Origin of the sequence: Aeromonas sp. QDB31, assembly GCF_027707605.1 — a bacterium.
In the GTDB taxonomy this organism is placed as follows: domain Bacteria; phylum Pseudomonadota; class Gammaproteobacteria; order Enterobacterales; family Aeromonadaceae; genus Aeromonas; species Aeromonas media.
Genome location: NZ_JAPCIX010000020.1, coordinates 36,569 through 50,946, shown reverse-complemented (window position 1 = coordinate 50,946; position 14,378 = coordinate 36,569). Strand labels below are relative to the sequence as shown.

Sequence of the window (14,378 nt, the reverse complement as noted above, 5' to 3'; positions counted from 1 at the left end):
TTTAAAGCATGAGCAACAATAACCGTCACGAAATTTTTGAAAAGAGCGTCCCCATGCTGGTGATAGGCATCATCTTTGCCATCAGCCTGGGGGGCCTGGTGGAGATCACGCCGCTCTTCTTCCAGAAGCAGACCAACGAGCCGGTGGAGGGCCTCAAGGCCTACACCGCCCTGCAGATGGAAGGACGCGACATCTACATCCGCGAGGGCTGCACCGTCTGCCACAGCCAGATGATCCGCCCGTTCCGTGCCGAGACCGAGCGCTATGGCCACTACTCGGTCGCCGGTGAGAGCGTGTGGGAGCACCCCTTCCTGTGGGGCTCCAAGCGTACCGGTCCGGATCTGGCCCGGGTCGGCGGCCGCTACTCCGACGACTGGCATCGCGCCCACCTCATCAACCCGCGGGACGTGGTACCGGAATCCAACATGCCCGCCTTCCCCTGGCTCGAGACCAACGTCCTGACCGGTGAGCTGACCGGCAAGAAGCTGGCGCTGTTCCGGGATCACTTCGGGGTGCCCTATACCGATGCCGACATCGAGGGTGCGTCTGAGGCAGTCAAGGGCAAGACCGAGCTGGATGCCCTGGTGGCCTATCTGCAATCACTGGGTCATGCCCTGAAATAAGGAGTCGGGATATGGATTACGGCACATTTCGCGGCCTGTACACCCTGCTGCTGATGATCATCATGATCGGCATCATCGTCTGGGCATACAGCAAACGCCGCAAGGCCTCCTTCGATGAGGCTGCCAACCTGGTTTTTGCCGATGACGAGCAACCCAGTGCTGATAACAAGAACGCAGGAGCGAAGCAATAATGAGCACTTTGTTTAGCATTTTTGTGACCGTCATAAGTCTGGGCACCATACTCGGCTGCTTCCTGCTGCTGATGTGGTGCATGAAGGACAAGATGGGGACCGAAGAGGGCAAGCCCATGGGGCACACCTTCGACGGCATAGAGGAGATCAACAACCCCCTGCCGAAGTGGTGGTCCTATATGTTCCTCTTCTTCATCGTCACCGGTCTCATCTACCTACTCGCCTTCCCGGGTCTGGGCAACTGGAAGGGTCTGCTGGGCTGGCAGAGCTCCAACCAGGACGTTCGCTCCCTGGCCGAATCCAAGGCAGCGGCTGCCTCTGCCAAGGACGAAGGGCGCGCGGTGGAGTACGATCGGGAACTGGCCAAGGCCGACGAGGTCTATGGCGCCAAGTTCCGTGAGCTGACCTACCAGGCCGACGGCAAGAACTACAAGGAAATCACCGAGATCGCCAAGGACCCGGAAGCCCTGAAAGTGGGTCAGCGTCTGTTCCTGCAGAACTGCTCCCAGTGCCACGGCTCCGATGCCCGCGGTGGTCGCGGTTTCCCGAACCTGACCGACAGCGAATGGCAGTGGGGCGGAGCGCCGGATCAGATCAAGACCACCATCATGGGCGGTCGTCAGGGGATCATGGCCGCCTGGGGCGAGATCCTGGGTCAGGACGGGGTCAAGGAAGTGGCCTCCTACGTGCTGAGCCTCTCCGGCCGCAAGGTGGATCTGGTGGAAGCCAAGAAGGGGGAAGCCCGTTTCGCCATGTGCGCCGCCTGTCACGGCCCGGATGCCAAGGGCGGCATCGCCTTCGGCGCGCCGGATCTCACCAACAACACCTGGTTGTATGGCGGCTCCCGTCAGGTGGTTGAGCAGACCATCACCCATGGGCGTCACGGCGTGATGCCAGCCTGGAAGGATATCCTGGGAGAAGACAAGGTCCACCTGCTGGCGTCCTATGTCTACAGTTTGTCCCACCAGGCGCAGTAAAATAAGCAGTAACATGTGATAACCACGTGATTACGCAGCAAAAAGCCTCGACTCTTCGAGGCTTTTTGTTATCTTGTGTTGGCTAGAATCCCTCCATTTCGTTAACCATTTGTTTCGGTAGCACCATGACTCAACCTTGGTATCGCCAATTCTGGCCCTGGTTCATCATCGCCCTCCCCTGCGCCGCCGTGGTAGGCAGCATCGCCACCGCCATCATCGCCAGCAAGGATGGGGTCAACCTGGTGGCGGAAGACTATTACAAGCAGGGCAAGGAGATTAATCAGGATCTCAGCAAGTTCGATCGCGCCGAGGCCCTCGGCATCCGCGTCGAGCTCTCGGTCAGCGACAAGGAGCTGACCCTGAAGCCCCTGTCGGGTGAGATCCCCGCCGGTCAGGCGCTGCACCTCTCCCTGTTCCACCCGACCCTGGCGGGTCTGGACAGCGATCATCTGCTCACTGCCGATGGCAAGGGAGTCTATCGCCTGATGCTGGACAAGCCACTCAACGGCAAGTGGCACATCCGGGTCGATGCCTTCAACCACGAGTGGCGCCTGCAAGAGACGGCGCAGTTGCCGACCAAGGCCCCGGTGGAACTCGATCCCAGGGGACGCTGAACCCTGGATGAGCGGCAGCGTTCATCCAGGCATGACGGCGTCCTCCCTTTTCTTGCCCACGCGGGCAGCTTCCAAGAGGGATAATGACCATGACCGGCTGTTTTCACTGTGGTGAACCGGTTCCCACTGGCAGTGACTTTACCCTGGAGATCAAGGGGATAGTGCAACCCATGTGCTGCCCTGGTTGCCAGGCCGTGGCACAGACCATTCTCGAATGCGGCCTTGCCAGTTACTACGAGCACCGCACCGCCCCCGGCATCAAGGGGGAATTGGTGCCGAGCGAGCTGGCGGCCCTCACCCACTACGATCTGGCCGAAGTGCAGCAGGAGTTTGTCACCGAAACAGGCACGCTGCGGGAGAGCCAGCTCAGCGTGGAAGGGCTGACCTGCGCCGCCTGCGCCTGGCTCATCGAGCGCCACCTAATGGGGTTGCCAGGCCTGCACTATGTCAACGTCAACACCACCACCCACCGCGCCCGCATCAAGTGGGATCCGGACAGGCTCTCGTTAAGCGACATCCTCAAGGGATTCGCCAAGATAGGCTACCGCGCCTACCCCTTCCAGACTCATCAGCAAGAAGCCCTCTACGCCCGCGAGGTGCGCAGCTACATGTTCCGCATGGCGCTGGCTGGTCTGGGCTCCATGCAGGTGATGATGTGCGCCGTGGCGCTCTACATGGATCTCTTCATCAGCGTGGAAGAGGAGTTCATGATCTACTTCAAGTGGATAAGCCTGCTGCTCTCCACCCCCATCATGATCTACTCGGCCCAGCCATTTTACGTGGGCGCCTGGCGCAGCCTGAAACAGGGCCACCTCTCCATGGATGTCTCGGTGTCGCTGGCCCTCATCGGTGCCTTCGTCGCCTCCATCTGGGCTACCGTCTTCAACACGGGTGAGGTCTATTACGACTCCATCACCATGTTCGTCTTCTTCCTGCTGCTGGGGCGCCTGCTCGAGCTGAGGGCGAGGCGCAAGGCGTCCGAGTCCAGCTCCAACCTGGCGCGTCTGGTGCCCATCATGGCCACCCGCATCGATGCAGATGGCGAACACGAGGTGCCCGCCAAGACGCTGCGGGTGGGGGACAGGGTCCGGGTGCTGGCGGGTGCCACCCTGCCAGCAGACGGCATCATCACCCTGGGGCAGGCCAGCCTCAACGAAGCCATGCTGACCGGCGAGCAACTGCCCCTGCTCAAGCAGGCGGGAGATCCCGTCTTCGCCGGCACCATCAGCACGGATGCGCCGCTGGAGATCCGGGTCAACCACCCCATCGAAGAGTCGCGCCTCGCCCAGATCATGCGGTTGCAGGACAGTGCGCTGGATGACAAACCCGCCATCGCCCAGCTGGCTGATGTGCTCTCCCGCCATTTCATCCTGGTGCTGCTGCTCATCGCCGCTGCGGTCTGGACCTTCTGGCACTTCCATGCCCCGGAGCGGGCCTTCTGGGTCACCCTGTCAGTGCTGGTGGCCACCTGCCCCTGCGCCCTGTCACTGGCGACCCCGACGGCGCTCACCTCGGCCACCGCCCACCTGACCCGCAGCGGCATCCTGCTGCGCCGCGGCCACGTGCTGGATGTGCTGACCCGGGCCAACCGGATCGTGATGGACAAGACAGGTACCCTGACCACCGGCAATATCAGCCTGGTGGGCGTCCAGCCCCTGGCGGAGCTTGGCGAAGACGAGTGCCTGGCCATCGCCCGCGCGCTGGAAGCCTACTCCGAACACCCCATAGCCCGCGCGTTTCGCAGCAAGGGGGCAGACGATGCCGTGCTGCTGGCCGCCAGCGAGGTGACGCCCGTCATCGGCCACGGCATCCAGGGCAGGATCGCAGGCAAGCATTACCGCATCGGCAGTGCCCGCTGGCTCGGGCTGAGTGACAAACAGAATGCCGCTCAGGGGCTGGCCATCTATCTGGCCGACGAGACCAGGCCGCTGGCCCGCTTCACCCTGGCCGATACCGTGCGTGCGGATGCAGGGGCCTTGATCCAGGCCTTCAAGGCGGCCGGCCTGCAAACCACCATTCTCACCGGCGACAGCTCCCCTCAGGCCGACACTGTTGCCCGTGAACTCGGGGTCGATGAGCTGGTGAAAGGGGTCACCCCAGATGGCAAGCTGGCCTACCTCAAGGCCCGGGAAGCGGCGGGAGACATCAGCATCATGGTGGGGGATGGCATCAACGACGCTCCCGTGCTGGCCGGTGCCCATGCCTCCTTCGCCATGGCAGGTGGCACGGATCTGGCGAAAAACAGCGCCGACGCCATCCTGCTGGCCGATGACCTCTCCCGCCTGCTGACGGCGCGCGCCCTGGCGCTGCGCACCCGCCGGATCATCCAGGAGAACTTTGCCTGGTCCATCGGTTACAACCTGCTGGTGCTGCCACTCGCGGCAAGCGGCTGGCTACCCCCCTATCTGGCGGCAGCAGGCATGTCCCTGAGCTCCCTCATAGTCGTCACCAACTCCATGCGTCTCAATCGATGAGCAAGCAGGGAAAACGCTGAACATGTGGCCTGCCTCCGATGCAGGCCACATTTCTCACTGATAGCGGCTGGCCCCCTGCCCGAACAGGGTTACCATGGGGGTCGATTGCCACGGATAAATGCCAAGGTAGTTTCCATGAACATCATTTTTGTCCTCATCCCCATCGCCATCCTGTTCGTCATCATCGCGGGGGCCGTCTTCTTCTGGGCCATTCGCTCGGAGCAGTTCGAGGATCTCGACCGCCAGGGCTCCAACATCCTGTTTGACGAGGAGCAACCCGCCACCAAGAGCAAGGATAAGCCGCGCGATGACCAGCAGCCTTGACCTGATGGGGGCCCTGCTGGTGGGGCTGGCAGGCTCAGGCCACTGCATCGCCATGTGCGGTGGCGTCTCCGCCGCCCTCTCCATGGCCATCCCCGCCGAGAAGCAGCATTTTTGGGGCAGGCTGGGTTACCTGCTCAACTACAACCTTGGCCGGATCCTGAGTTATGTGATTGCCGGTGCCCTGGTGGGGGGATTGCTCGCCACCACCAGTGAGCTAGGGGCCGGCAAGCATGCCATCGCCGGCTTGCGTCTCATTGCGGCCCTGCTGATGATAGCGCTCGGCCTCTATCTGGCGGGTTGGTGGCAGGGGATCCTGCTGCTGGAGCGGCTCGGCGCCAAGATGTGGCCCTTCATCAAGCCGCTGGCGAGCAAGTTCATTCCCTTTACGTCGGCCTGGCAAGCGCTCCCCTTTGGCATGGTGTGGGGCTGGCTGCCCTGCGGCCTGGTCTACTCCATGCTGACCTGGAGCGCGGCAGCGGGCTCCGCTGGCGGCGGGGCGCTCATCATGCTGAGTTTTGGTTTTGGGACCCTGCCGACCCTGTTTGCCCTGGGCGGGCTGGCAGACAGATTGCGTTACTGGCTGACCCTGCGCAGCCTGCGTCTGGGTGGAGCCTTGCTGCTCATTGCCTATGGGCTGCATACCCTCTGGATCGGGCTGGCGTCCTTTTGAAACCCTATCCAAAACGGATGAGTTGGTGGTAAACTTGTTTGATATAAATCAATTATTCATATGAGCCTATGATCCCGGACAAGAAACCTGGCAGACGTGTTCAGAGCGGTGGCTGTGCAATTCATTGCCAGGATTGCAGCATCAGCCAGCTCTGCATCCCCTTCACCCTGAACGACAGTGAGCTCGATCAGTTGGACAGCATCATCGAGCGCAAGAAGCCGATCCAGAAGGGTGAGGAACTGTTCAAGGCTGGCGATGAACTGAAATCGCTCTACGCCATCCGCTCCGGGACCATCAAGTCATACACCATCACCGAGCAGGGCGATGAGCAGATCACCGCCTTCCACCTTGCAGGGGATCTGGTCGGTTTCGATGCCATCCACAAGCAGGCGCACCCCTCCTTCGCCCAGGCGTTGGAAACCGCCATGGTGTGCGAGATCCCGTTCGATGTACTCGACGATCTCTCCGGCAAGATGCCCAAGCTTCGCCAGCAGATCATGCGACTGATGAGCAACGAGATCATGGGGGATCAGGAGATGATCTTGCTGCTCTCCAAGAAGAATGCGGAAGAGCGCCTCGCCGCCTTCCTGCACAACCTTTCGGTACGTTTCTCCGAGCGCGGTTTCTCCGCCAAGGAGTTCCGTCTCTCCATGACCCGTGGCGACATCGGCAACTATCTCGGCCTCACCGTCGAGACCATCAGCCGTCTGCTCGGTCGTTTCCAGAAGTCCGGCCTCATCAGTGTCAAGGGCAAATACATTACCGTGCTGGATCACGTGGCCCTCGGCGTCATGGCAGGCGCCACTCGCCCAGCCTGCGGCTGATCACCCCTTTCCCCTCTGTTGCCGGATCGGTTCACCCTGAAATTTGATCCGGCACACCTTCCCGTCTCCCCCCTTGGGCTAAGCTGTAATGGCTAAAGAGTTGCCATCATTGGCGTTTTTGCCAAGGAGGAGAACATGGTCAAGTACCGAAACATTCTGGTGGTGATCAACCCCGAAGAGGAGCGCCAGATCGCGCTCGAGCGCGCGGTCAAGGTCGCCGAGCTGGACGAGGGCGCCCAGCTGACCCTGCTCCTGACGATTTACGATTTCTCGTACGAGATGACAGCCATGCTGTCGGTGGATGAGCGGGAAGAGATGCGCCACGGCGTCATTGCCCAGCGTCGGGAGTGGCTGGACGAGATACTCCAACCCTATCGCGCCAGAGGCCTGGAGTGCGAGATCAACGTGTTGTGGCACAATCGTCCCTTCGAGTGTGTTATCCAGGAAGTGCTGGAGCATCGCCACGATCTGGTGGTCAAGGCGACCCACAAGCACTCCTTCCTGCAAACCTTCATCTTCACCCCGACCGACTGGCACCTGCTGCGCAAGTGCCCCTGTCCCGTCCTGCTGGTCAAAGAGGGTCACTGGCAGCGGGGCGGCAACATCATCGCAGCCATCAACTGCTCGAGCGATGACCTGGAGCAGAAAGTCCTCAATGAGCGCATCACCCGCGAAGGCGTCGCCATCGCCGATCTGCTCGGCTCCAACCTCTATCTGGTCAACACCTATCCCGGCACGCCGGTGAATGTGGCCATCGAGCTGCCCGAGTTCGATCCCAACGCTTACAACGATGCCATCCGCAAGCATCACGAAGATCTGCTGCGAGAACATGCCGATCACTTCGACATCAATCACATGTGGACCAAGGTGGCGGAAGGATTACCGGAGGAGGTGCTGCCTGACATGGCGGACGAGCTCAAGGCCACTTTGATGATCATGGGTTGCGTCGGCCGTACCGGCCTCTCCGCCGCCCTGCTCGGCAACACGGCAGAGCATGTGGTTGATCGGCTCAACTGCGACATCCTGATCCTCAAACCGGACGATTACAGCTGCCCGGTGGATGACAAGCGTCATCCTGCATAAGCGTTTCTTGCCCTCCCCCGGGACATGGCTATAATAAGCCGCTTATTTTTGTCCCGGGTTTGAGGCCATGCTAGAAGAGCTTAACGCCAAAGAGAAATACAGTTTCAACAAGCTGCAGAAACGCCTGCGGCGCAACGTGGGTCAGGCCATCGCCGACTTCAACATGATTGAAGAGGGTGACAAGATCATGGTGTGCCTGTCTGGCGGCAAAGACAGCTTCGCCATGCTCGACATCCTGATGAGCCTAAAGGCCAGCGCCCCCATCCATTTCGATCTCGTGGCCGTCAACCTGGATCAGAAGCAACCCGGCTTCCCCGAACACGTGCTGCCGGAATACCTGGCCACCCTCGGCGTCGACTTCAAGATCGTCGAGGAAGACACCTACTCCATCGTCAAAGACAAGGTGCCGGAAGGCAAGACCACCTGCGCCCTCTGCTCCCGCCTGCGCCGCGGCATTCTCTACCGCACCGCCCAGGAGCTGGGCTGCACCAAGATTGCCCTCGGCCACCACAGGGATGACATCCTCGAGACTCTGTTCCTCAACATGTTCTACGGCGGCAAGCTCAAGTCCATGCCCCCCAAGCTGGTGAGCGACGATGGCAAGAACGTGGTGATCCGCCCCCTGGCCTACTGCAAGGAGAAGGATCTGGTGCGCTATGCGGAGGTCAAGGCCTTCCCCATCATCCCGTGCAACCTGTGCGGCTCGCAGGAGAACCTGCAGCGCAAGGCCATCAAGCAGATGATGCAGGACTGGGATCGCCGATTCCCCGGCCGGATAGAGACCATGTTCACCGCCATTCAGGACGTGATCCCGAGCCACCTGCTCGATCACAAGCTGTTTGACTTCAAGAGCATCAACCGCGACTCCGGCATCATAGATGGCGGCGACAAGGCATTCGATCCCCCCGAGCTGCCGACCGCGCCCCTGCTCAACATCGACGAGATGGACGTGCTGGATGTGATCGAGGTGCGCTGAGCGCCCTGCCAGCCACCACGAAAAAGGAGCGCCATGCGCTCCTTTTCTTTATCTGTCTTTCACCCGGCGTCTTCAGCCCTTGTGCAACCAGGGGGTCAGTCTCAGTATCTCTCCCGCAAGCTGCAACCTGCCCGCCGCGAAATCGGCGAGTTGCTCGTTGCGAAGCAGCAGCTGGCCATCCTGCCAGGAGAGAGGCTGCTGACGGGCACCGTCGATGAGGTAGGCGGTGCCGCTCGGCTGCACCAGGGTCACCCGCACCCCCGCCATCTCCGGCAGGAAGTGCTTGCCCACCATGCCTGCCAGCTTGTCCAGCAGCGACTGCATCTCCTGCTGGCGTGTCACCACCTCGCTCACCCTGAACCCCTGGCTATCCGACGCTGGGGGCGCATCGGCCATCACCTGCACCGACATGTCACAGGTGGCATGTGGCTCGGTCAGCGTCACCACCACGGTCGCCTTGTCGAGATTGAGATCGTCGTCATAGGGCAGACGCAGCTCGCTGTCGATGGTCACCTCGGCGGCAACATCCCGATCCAGGGTCGAGACCCTTGCCGAGGCGAGCCCGCAGCGCTGGCCAGTTTGCGGATCGGTCAGATAAAACCCCAGCCTGGCATCACCAAACTCGCCCTTGGCAAAGGTCTTCATCTGGCTGTAGAAGGTGCTGTATTGCAGATCCAGCGAGGGCGCCGCCACGCACAGCGCCGGCACTATCAGCAGACTTGCCGCCATGCCATGTCGAACCAGCTTCATATGCCATCCTTTTGCATCACGCGTTGAAATGATCGGGCCCCTGCCCGGTGGTGGCATTGTCCGCCACTTCGGTCACCTCCACGGCAACCCCGCACAGATCCCGATAGAGGATCCCCTTGAGGTTGAAATAGAGGGGAGCCACCCAGATGAGGCCTATGCCCATGGGAATGAGAGCCAGGAAGAACAGTGCCAGCATGATGCCATGCAGCAGCACTATGCTGGGCCAGCCACGGGCGAACAACTTGAGGGAGACCAGGATGGCCTGGGCCGGCGACAGGCCGCGCTCCAGCACCAGGGGCACGGTGAACACCAGCCCCATGCCCACCAGGGCAGAAGGAACAAAGGCCAGCATTACCGGCAGCCCCAGCAGCTCGAACAGGGGACCAAACAGGCTGGTGATGAGGCTGCCGAGCAGGCTCAGGGAGCCCAGACGCAGAAAGTGACGGAAGAAGTCGAACACCTGGTTAGGGCGGGCCCGCACGCCCACCGACTGCTGCAGTCCCAGCATGTCGAGGGAAGAGGTCATGGGGGACATGATGACGGTGATGAGCAGGCTCAATATCAGGGCCATGTCCATGTCACCCCCTTCCTGGCTGACATAGGGGGCCAGCAGGGTGTTGCTCAGCAGGATCCAGATTGCCATGACCCCGGCGATGGCCAGCGCCAGACCGAAACCGGTGCGGCGAGTCTGTTGCCAGGCCTCTTTCAACACCCCTTGCAGGTCCAGACGGTATCCCTGGCTGAGGGACTGTTCGAGGGTTCCACCGATCCGCATTCTATTACTCAATTGACTATCCAACATTCAAATACGACTGTTCCAAGGTGGCACATTATAGCGGTTTGACCGGGCATGCGTAGTCGTTTTTCCTGTTATCTTCCGTTCAGAAAGCCATTGATTTCACTGACAAGGGCACTGTCGCCAGCCCGGTGTTCGTGCCCCGTGGTTGCCTGGCTTGGCCCTCGCCCGGCATGGGCGTAGGATGGATGACCAAGACTCGACAGACTCGCACTCTCGCGCAGTCCATCCCGGATAACCTACACAAGGAAAGCTGCAATGTCCGAACTGACGCTCTATCTCGCCCCCGGTACCTGTGCCATGGCGGTGCGCATCGCCCTGGTGGAAGCCGGTGCCCCGCACCGGATCAAGCGCCTCGATCTCGCCGCCGGGGAGCAACGCACCCCCGCCTATCTTGCCATCAACCCCAAGGGGCGGGTGCCGGCCCTGGTGACCGAGCGCGGCGTACTGACCGAAACCCCGGCCTTGCTGCTGTACGTGGCCCAGCGCTTCCCGGATGCCGGGTTGGCGCCCCTGGATGACCCCTTCCTGCTGGCCAGAATGCAGGAGGTGCATAGCTTCCTCGCTTCGACGGTGCACGTCGCCCATGCCCATGGCCGTCGCGGTAGCCGCTGGGCGGATGACGAACACGCCATCGCTGCCATGAAGGCCAGGATGCCGCAAAACATGCGCGACGGTTTCGCCGAGATAGAGCACCACTATCTGGCCGGCCCCTGGGTATTGGGGGAACGTTTCAGCCTGACCGATATCTACCTGTTCGTGGTGGCCAGCTGGCTCGCGAGCGACGGGGTCGCCATCGACGAGTTTCCCAAGGTGGCGGCCCATACCCGACGCATGCTGGCACGCCCCGCCGTGCAGGAGGCCCTGATTCTCTGATCCCCTCCTCTGGTTGTACGGGTGCTCTTCTGGCACCCGTTTTCCTGCGGTCAGCCACTTCATTGAGATCGTTTTCACATTTTCGTCATCTGTTCCTAGACCCGTTAACGGTTAGCGCCTATCTTTCACCTCAACGACGCAACCGGTTGCGTAACCGGTTGCCCAGATAAATATTGACGATGCGGTCACAGGCCGCCGAGGTGTTGTATGAAACGAGGCAAGCTGCTCAATGCTCCCCTGAGTGCTCTGGTGGCACGAATGGGTCACACCGACGAAATCACCGTCTGCGATGCAGGCCTGCCCATTGCGGCGGGGCCTGAGCGCATCGATCTGGCACTGATGGCGGGCACTCCCAGCCTGGACACCGTGCTGACCGCTCTGCTCACCGATCTGGTGGTGGAGAAGGTGATCATGGCGAGCGAAATAAAATTGATCAGCCCGGATGCCCATCAGGCGCTGGTCGCGCAGATCGAGGCTCACGCCCTGACCCAGGGCAAACCCATCGCCGTCGAATATTGCCTGCACGAGGCGTTCAAAGCCCGCTCCCACCAGAGCAAGGCCATCGTGCGCAGCGGCGAGGTCACCCCCTACGCCAATATTATTCTCTGCGCCGGTGTGGCGTTTTAAGCCTCTTCAAGGAAGCTGCAAATGAGCACAACCTCCCCCCTCTCACCCCTTGTTGGGCTCACCGGGAGCGTTAACACGCCCCCCTCGCCCATTCTTGAGCTCACCGGGATCGTCAAGACCTTCCCCGGGGTGCGCGCTCTCGACGAAGCGGGTCTGCGGGTCTACCCGGGTCAGGTGATGGCCTTGCTCGGCGAGAATGGCGCTGGCAAGTCCACCCTGATGAAGGTACTGACCGGCATCTACCAGGCCGATGCCGGCACCGTCAGCTATCGTGGCCAGCCGGTCCACTTCAAGGGACCGCGCGACTCCCAGGATCAGGGGATCAGCATCATCCACCAGGAGCTGAACCTGCTGCCGGAGCTCTCCATCGCCGCCAATATCTTCCTCGGCCGCGAGCCGCGCACCCGCTTTGGCAGCATTGACCACAAGCAACTGCGCGAGCGGGCCAGCACCCTCCTGGCCCGCCTCGGCGTCAAGCACGGGCCGGACACCCGGCTCGGGGATTTGTCGATTGGCGAGCAGCAGATGGTGGAGATCGCCAAGGCGCTGTCATTCGATGCCAGCGTCATCATCATGGACGAGCCCACCGACGCCCTGACCGACACCGAGACAGAGCAGCTGTTCGTGGTCATCCGCGAGCTGCGCGAGCAGGGTTGCGGCATCGTTTACATCTCCCACCGCCTCAAGGAGATCTTCCAGATCTGCGACAGGGTCACCGTGCTGCGCGATGGCAAGTGGATAGGCGAGCAGGCGGTGAGTGAGCTCGACGAAGACAGGATCATCGAGATGATGGTGGGTCGCCGGCTGGAGGAGCAATACCCGCGCCTCGCGCGCGAGCTCGGTCCCGTCAGCCTGCAAGTGAAGGATCTGGCCGGTCCCGGCGTGCGCGGGGTGAGTTTCTCCCTGCGCCAGGGGGAAATTCTCGGCTTCAGCGGCCTGATGGGGTCCGGGCGCACCGAGCTGATGAAGCTCATCTACGGCGCCAGCCCCATCAGCAGCGGCGCGGTCGAAGTCGATGGCAAGGTGCTGGTGCCACGCACCCCCGCCGACGGTCTGGCCGCCGGTATTGCCTACATCTCCGAGGATCGCAAGGGGGATGGCCTGGTGCTGGAGCTCTCGGTACGCGAAAACATGAGCCTGTGCGCCCTCGACGAGTTCATCACTCACGGCAAGATAGACGGCAAGGCCGAGCGCCAGGCGGTGGGTGACTATGTGCGCCTGTTCAACATCAAGACTCCGAGTCAGGATCAGCTGATCAAGCTCCTCTCCGGCGGCAACCAGCAGAAAGTAGCCATCGCCAAGGGGTTGCTGACAAGGCCCAAGGTACTGATCCTCGACGAGCCGACCCGCGGCGTCGACGTGGGGGCGAAGAAGGAAATTTATCAACTCATCAACCAGTTCAAGAAGGAGGGGATGAGCATCATCCTGGTCTCCTCCGAGATGCCGGAAGTGCTCGGCATGAGTGATCGCATCCTGGTGATGCACGAAGGGCGCATCAGCGCAGAGTTCAACACCCGCGAGGCCAATCAGGAGAAACTGATGGCGGCGGCAGTCGGCAAACAGTGGCAAGCAGAGCAAGAGGCAGCACAATGACAACCCAAACCCTTTCCCGCCGCGGCGTCATGAGCAAGGCCTGGTGGATCGAGAACAAATCCCTGGTAGCGCTGTTGGTGCTGATCGGCGTGGTCTCTTTCCTGAGCCCGAACTTCTTCACCGCCGACAACCTGCTCAACATACTGCGCCAGACCTCGGTCAACGCCATCATGGCAGTCGGCATGACGCTGGTCATCCTCACCGCCGGCATCGACCTGTCGGTCGGCTCTGTGCTGGCCCTGTGCGGCGCCTTGGCGGCCACCATGGTGGCCATGGAGCTGCCCATCTGGCTGGTAGTACCTCTCACCCTGGGGGCCGGTGCCCTGCTCGGCGGCGTCAGCGGCCTCATCATTGCCAAGGGCAAGGTACAGGCCTTCATCGCCACCCTGGTCACCATGACGGCCCTGCGCGGCGTGACCATGGTTTACACCGAGGGGCGTCCCATCTCCACCGGTTTCAGTGACGGCGCCGATCACTTCGCCTGGCTGGGTACCGGTTACCTGTTCGGCCTGCCGGTGCCCATCTGGCTGATGGCCATCGTCTTCCTGCTGGCCTGGTACCTGCTCAACCACACCCGCCTCGGTCGCTACATCTATGCCCTCGGCGGCAACGAATCGGCCACCCGCCTCTCCGGCATCAACGTGGCCAGGGTCAAGCTCGCGGTCTATGGTTTGTGCGGCATGTTGTCGGCGCTGGCGGGGCTCATCGTCACCTCCCGCCTCTCCTCGGCCCAGCCAACTGCCGGCATGGGTTACGAGCTGGATGCCATCGCCGCCGTGGTGCTGGGTGGCACCAGTCTGATGGGCGGCAAGGGTCGCATCATGGGTACCCTGATCGGTGCCTTGATCATCGGCTTCCTCAACAATGCCCTCAACCTGCTCGACGTATCCTCCTATTACCAGATGATCGCCAAGGCCAGCGTCATTTTGCTCGCCGTGATGATCGATAACAAAAGCAAGTAAGCACACACAAGGAATGAA

The 14,378-nt window shown here is 61.5% G+C and carries 16 protein-coding genes; 14 read left to right on the top strand and 2 right to left on the bottom strand.

Features of this window, described 5'->3' with window-relative positions; genetic code table 11:
* The first annotated feature begins 8 nt into the window (after positions 1–8).
* The 10 genes from ccoO (at position 9) to ttcA (ending at position 8,756) form a co-directional block, all read left to right on the top strand.
* On the top strand, positions 9–623 hold the full coding sequence (gene ccoO / locus PG898_RS17055; RefSeq protein ID WP_005329630.1) for a cytochrome-c oxidase, cbb3-type subunit II: 615 nt from the start codon (positions 9–11) through the stop codon (positions 621–623).
* A gap of 11 nt (positions 624–634) precedes the next feature.
* Positions 635–814 carry a cbb3-type cytochrome oxidase subunit 3 gene (locus PG898_RS17050; protein ID WP_005329633.1) on the top strand — a complete coding sequence of 60 codons (180 nt, stop codon included), beginning with the start codon at positions 635–637 and terminating at the stop codon, positions 812–814.
* Positions 814–1,791, top strand: a complete 978-nt coding sequence (ccoP, locus tag PG898_RS17045; protein ID WP_218408558.1) for a cytochrome-c oxidase, cbb3-type subunit III — start codon at positions 814–816, stop codon at positions 1,789–1,791. The genes PG898_RS17050 and ccoP overlap by 1 nt, the downstream gene beginning before the upstream one ends.
* A gap of 125 nt (positions 1,792–1,916) precedes the next feature.
* Positions 1,917–2,405: a FixH family protein gene (locus tag PG898_RS17040; protein WP_270824640.1), complete on the top strand. Its 489-nt coding sequence runs from the start codon at positions 1,917–1,919 to the stop codon at positions 2,403–2,405.
* Between the two features lie 89 nt (positions 2,406–2,494).
* Positions 2,495–4,879, top strand: a complete 2,385-nt coding sequence (locus PG898_RS17035; RefSeq protein ID WP_270824639.1) for a heavy metal translocating P-type ATPase — start codon at positions 2,495–2,497, stop codon at positions 4,877–4,879.
* Between the two features lie 135 nt (positions 4,880–5,014).
* A complete protein-coding gene (gene ccoS, locus PG898_RS17030; RefSeq protein ID WP_005329639.1) occupies positions 5,015–5,203 on the top strand; it encodes a cbb3-type cytochrome oxidase assembly protein CcoS in 189 nt (62 codons plus the stop codon).
* Positions 5,187–5,873, top strand: coding sequence for a sulfite exporter TauE/SafE family protein (locus tag PG898_RS17025; protein WP_270824638.1), 687 nt, complete (start codon positions 5,187–5,189; stop codon positions 5,871–5,873). The genes ccoS and PG898_RS17025 overlap by 17 nt, the downstream gene beginning before the upstream one ends.
* Positions 5,874–5,941: 68 nt before the next feature.
* Positions 5,942–6,697 carry an FNR family transcription factor gene (locus tag PG898_RS17020; RefSeq protein ID WP_270824637.1) on the top strand — a complete coding sequence of 252 codons (756 nt, stop codon included), beginning with the start codon at positions 5,942–5,944 and terminating at the stop codon, positions 6,695–6,697.
* A gap of 135 nt (positions 6,698–6,832) precedes the next feature.
* On the top strand, positions 6,833–7,780 hold the full coding sequence (uspE, locus tag PG898_RS17015; RefSeq protein ID WP_270824636.1) for a universal stress protein UspE: 948 nt from the start codon (positions 6,833–6,835) through the stop codon (positions 7,778–7,780).
* Positions 7,781–7,847: 67 nt separating this feature from the next.
* A complete protein-coding gene (gene ttcA, locus PG898_RS17010; RefSeq protein WP_042648240.1) occupies positions 7,848–8,756 on the top strand; it encodes a tRNA 2-thiocytidine(32) synthetase TtcA in 909 nt (302 codons plus the stop codon).
* Between the two features lie 72 nt (positions 8,757–8,828).
* Here ttcA and PG898_RS17005 read toward each other — a convergent pair whose 3' ends face one another.
* Entirely contained in the window at positions 8,829–9,506 is a 678-nt protein-coding gene (locus PG898_RS17005) for a DUF2987 domain-containing protein (RefSeq protein WP_270824635.1), read from the bottom strand.
* A gap of 16 nt (positions 9,507–9,522) precedes the next feature.
* On the bottom strand, positions 9,523–10,281 hold the full coding sequence (locus PG898_RS17000; RefSeq protein WP_270824634.1) for a hypothetical protein: 759 nt from the start codon (positions 10,279–10,281) through the stop codon (positions 9,523–9,525).
* Between the two features lie 279 nt (positions 10,282–10,560).
* Between PG898_RS17000 and PG898_RS16995 the strand changes: the two genes are divergently transcribed.
* From PG898_RS16995 to rbsC, 4 genes are all read left to right on the top strand, one after another.
* Complete coding sequence (locus tag PG898_RS16995; protein ID WP_270824633.1) at positions 10,561–11,178, top strand: glutathione S-transferase family protein; 618 nt, start codon at positions 10,561–10,563, stop codon at positions 11,176–11,178.
* A gap of 207 nt (positions 11,179–11,385) precedes the next feature.
* Entirely contained in the window at positions 11,386–11,805 is a 420-nt protein-coding gene (rbsD, locus tag PG898_RS16990; RefSeq protein WP_226172903.1) for a D-ribose pyranase, read from the top strand.
* 21 nt (positions 11,806–11,826) lie between these two features.
* Positions 11,827–13,398, top strand: coding sequence for a ribose ABC transporter ATP-binding protein RbsA (rbsA, locus tag PG898_RS16985; RefSeq protein WP_161507192.1), 1,572 nt, complete (start codon positions 11,827–11,829; stop codon positions 13,396–13,398).
* Positions 13,395–14,360 carry a ribose ABC transporter permease gene (gene rbsC / locus PG898_RS16980; protein WP_041205806.1) on the top strand — a complete coding sequence of 322 codons (966 nt, stop codon included), beginning with the start codon at positions 13,395–13,397 and terminating at the stop codon, positions 14,358–14,360. Before rbsA ends, rbsC begins: the two co-directional genes overlap by 4 nt.
* Positions 14,361–14,378 lie beyond the last annotated feature (18 nt).

What these genes read in the sequence shown, in the direction of transcription:
- PG898_RS17035 (WP_270824639.1), top strand. Translation starts at nt 2,495, where the DNA reads ATGACCGGCTGTTTTCACTGTGGTGAACCGGTTCCCACTGGCAGTGAC.
- PG898_RS17020 (WP_270824637.1), top strand. Translation starts at nt 5,942, where the DNA reads ATGATCCCGGACAAGAAACCTGGCAGACGTGTTCAGAGCGGTGGCTGT.
- PG898_RS17000 (WP_270824634.1), bottom strand. Translation starts at nt 10,281, where the DNA reads ATGCGGATCGGTGGAACCCTCGAACAGTCCCTCAGCCAGGGATACCGT.
- PG898_RS17005 (WP_270824635.1), bottom strand. Translation starts at nt 9,506, where the DNA reads ATGAAGCTGGTTCGACATGGCATGGCGGCAAGTCTGCTGATAGTGCCG.
- PG898_RS16995 (WP_270824633.1), top strand. Translation starts at nt 10,561, where the DNA reads ATGTCCGAACTGACGCTCTATCTCGCCCCCGGTACCTGTGCCATGGCG.
- ccoO (WP_005329630.1), top strand. Translation starts at nt 9, where the DNA reads ATGAGCAACAATAACCGTCACGAAATTTTTGAAAAGAGCGTCCCCATG.
- PG898_RS17050 (WP_005329633.1), top strand. Translation starts at nt 635, where the DNA reads ATGGATTACGGCACATTTCGCGGCCTGTACACCCTGCTGCTGATGATC.
- ttcA (WP_042648240.1), top strand. Translation starts at nt 7,848, where the DNA reads ATGCTAGAAGAGCTTAACGCCAAAGAGAAATACAGTTTCAACAAGCTG.
- ccoP (WP_218408558.1), top strand. Translation starts at nt 814, where the DNA reads ATGAGCACTTTGTTTAGCATTTTTGTGACCGTCATAAGTCTGGGCACC.
- uspE (WP_270824636.1), top strand. Translation starts at nt 6,833, where the DNA reads ATGGTCAAGTACCGAAACATTCTGGTGGTGATCAACCCCGAAGAGGAG.
- rbsD (WP_226172903.1), top strand. Translation starts at nt 11,386, where the DNA reads ATGAAACGAGGCAAGCTGCTCAATGCTCCCCTGAGTGCTCTGGTGGCA.
- ccoS (WP_005329639.1), top strand. Translation starts at nt 5,015, where the DNA reads ATGAACATCATTTTTGTCCTCATCCCCATCGCCATCCTGTTCGTCATC.
- rbsA (WP_161507192.1), top strand. Translation starts at nt 11,827, where the DNA reads ATGAGCACAACCTCCCCCCTCTCACCCCTTGTTGGGCTCACCGGGAGC.
- rbsC (WP_041205806.1), top strand. Translation starts at nt 13,395, where the DNA reads ATGACAACCCAAACCCTTTCCCGCCGCGGCGTCATGAGCAAGGCCTGG.
- PG898_RS17040 (WP_270824640.1), top strand. Translation starts at nt 1,917, where the DNA reads ATGACTCAACCTTGGTATCGCCAATTCTGGCCCTGGTTCATCATCGCC.
- PG898_RS17025 (WP_270824638.1), top strand. Translation starts at nt 5,187, where the DNA reads ATGACCAGCAGCCTTGACCTGATGGGGGCCCTGCTGGTGGGGCTGGCA.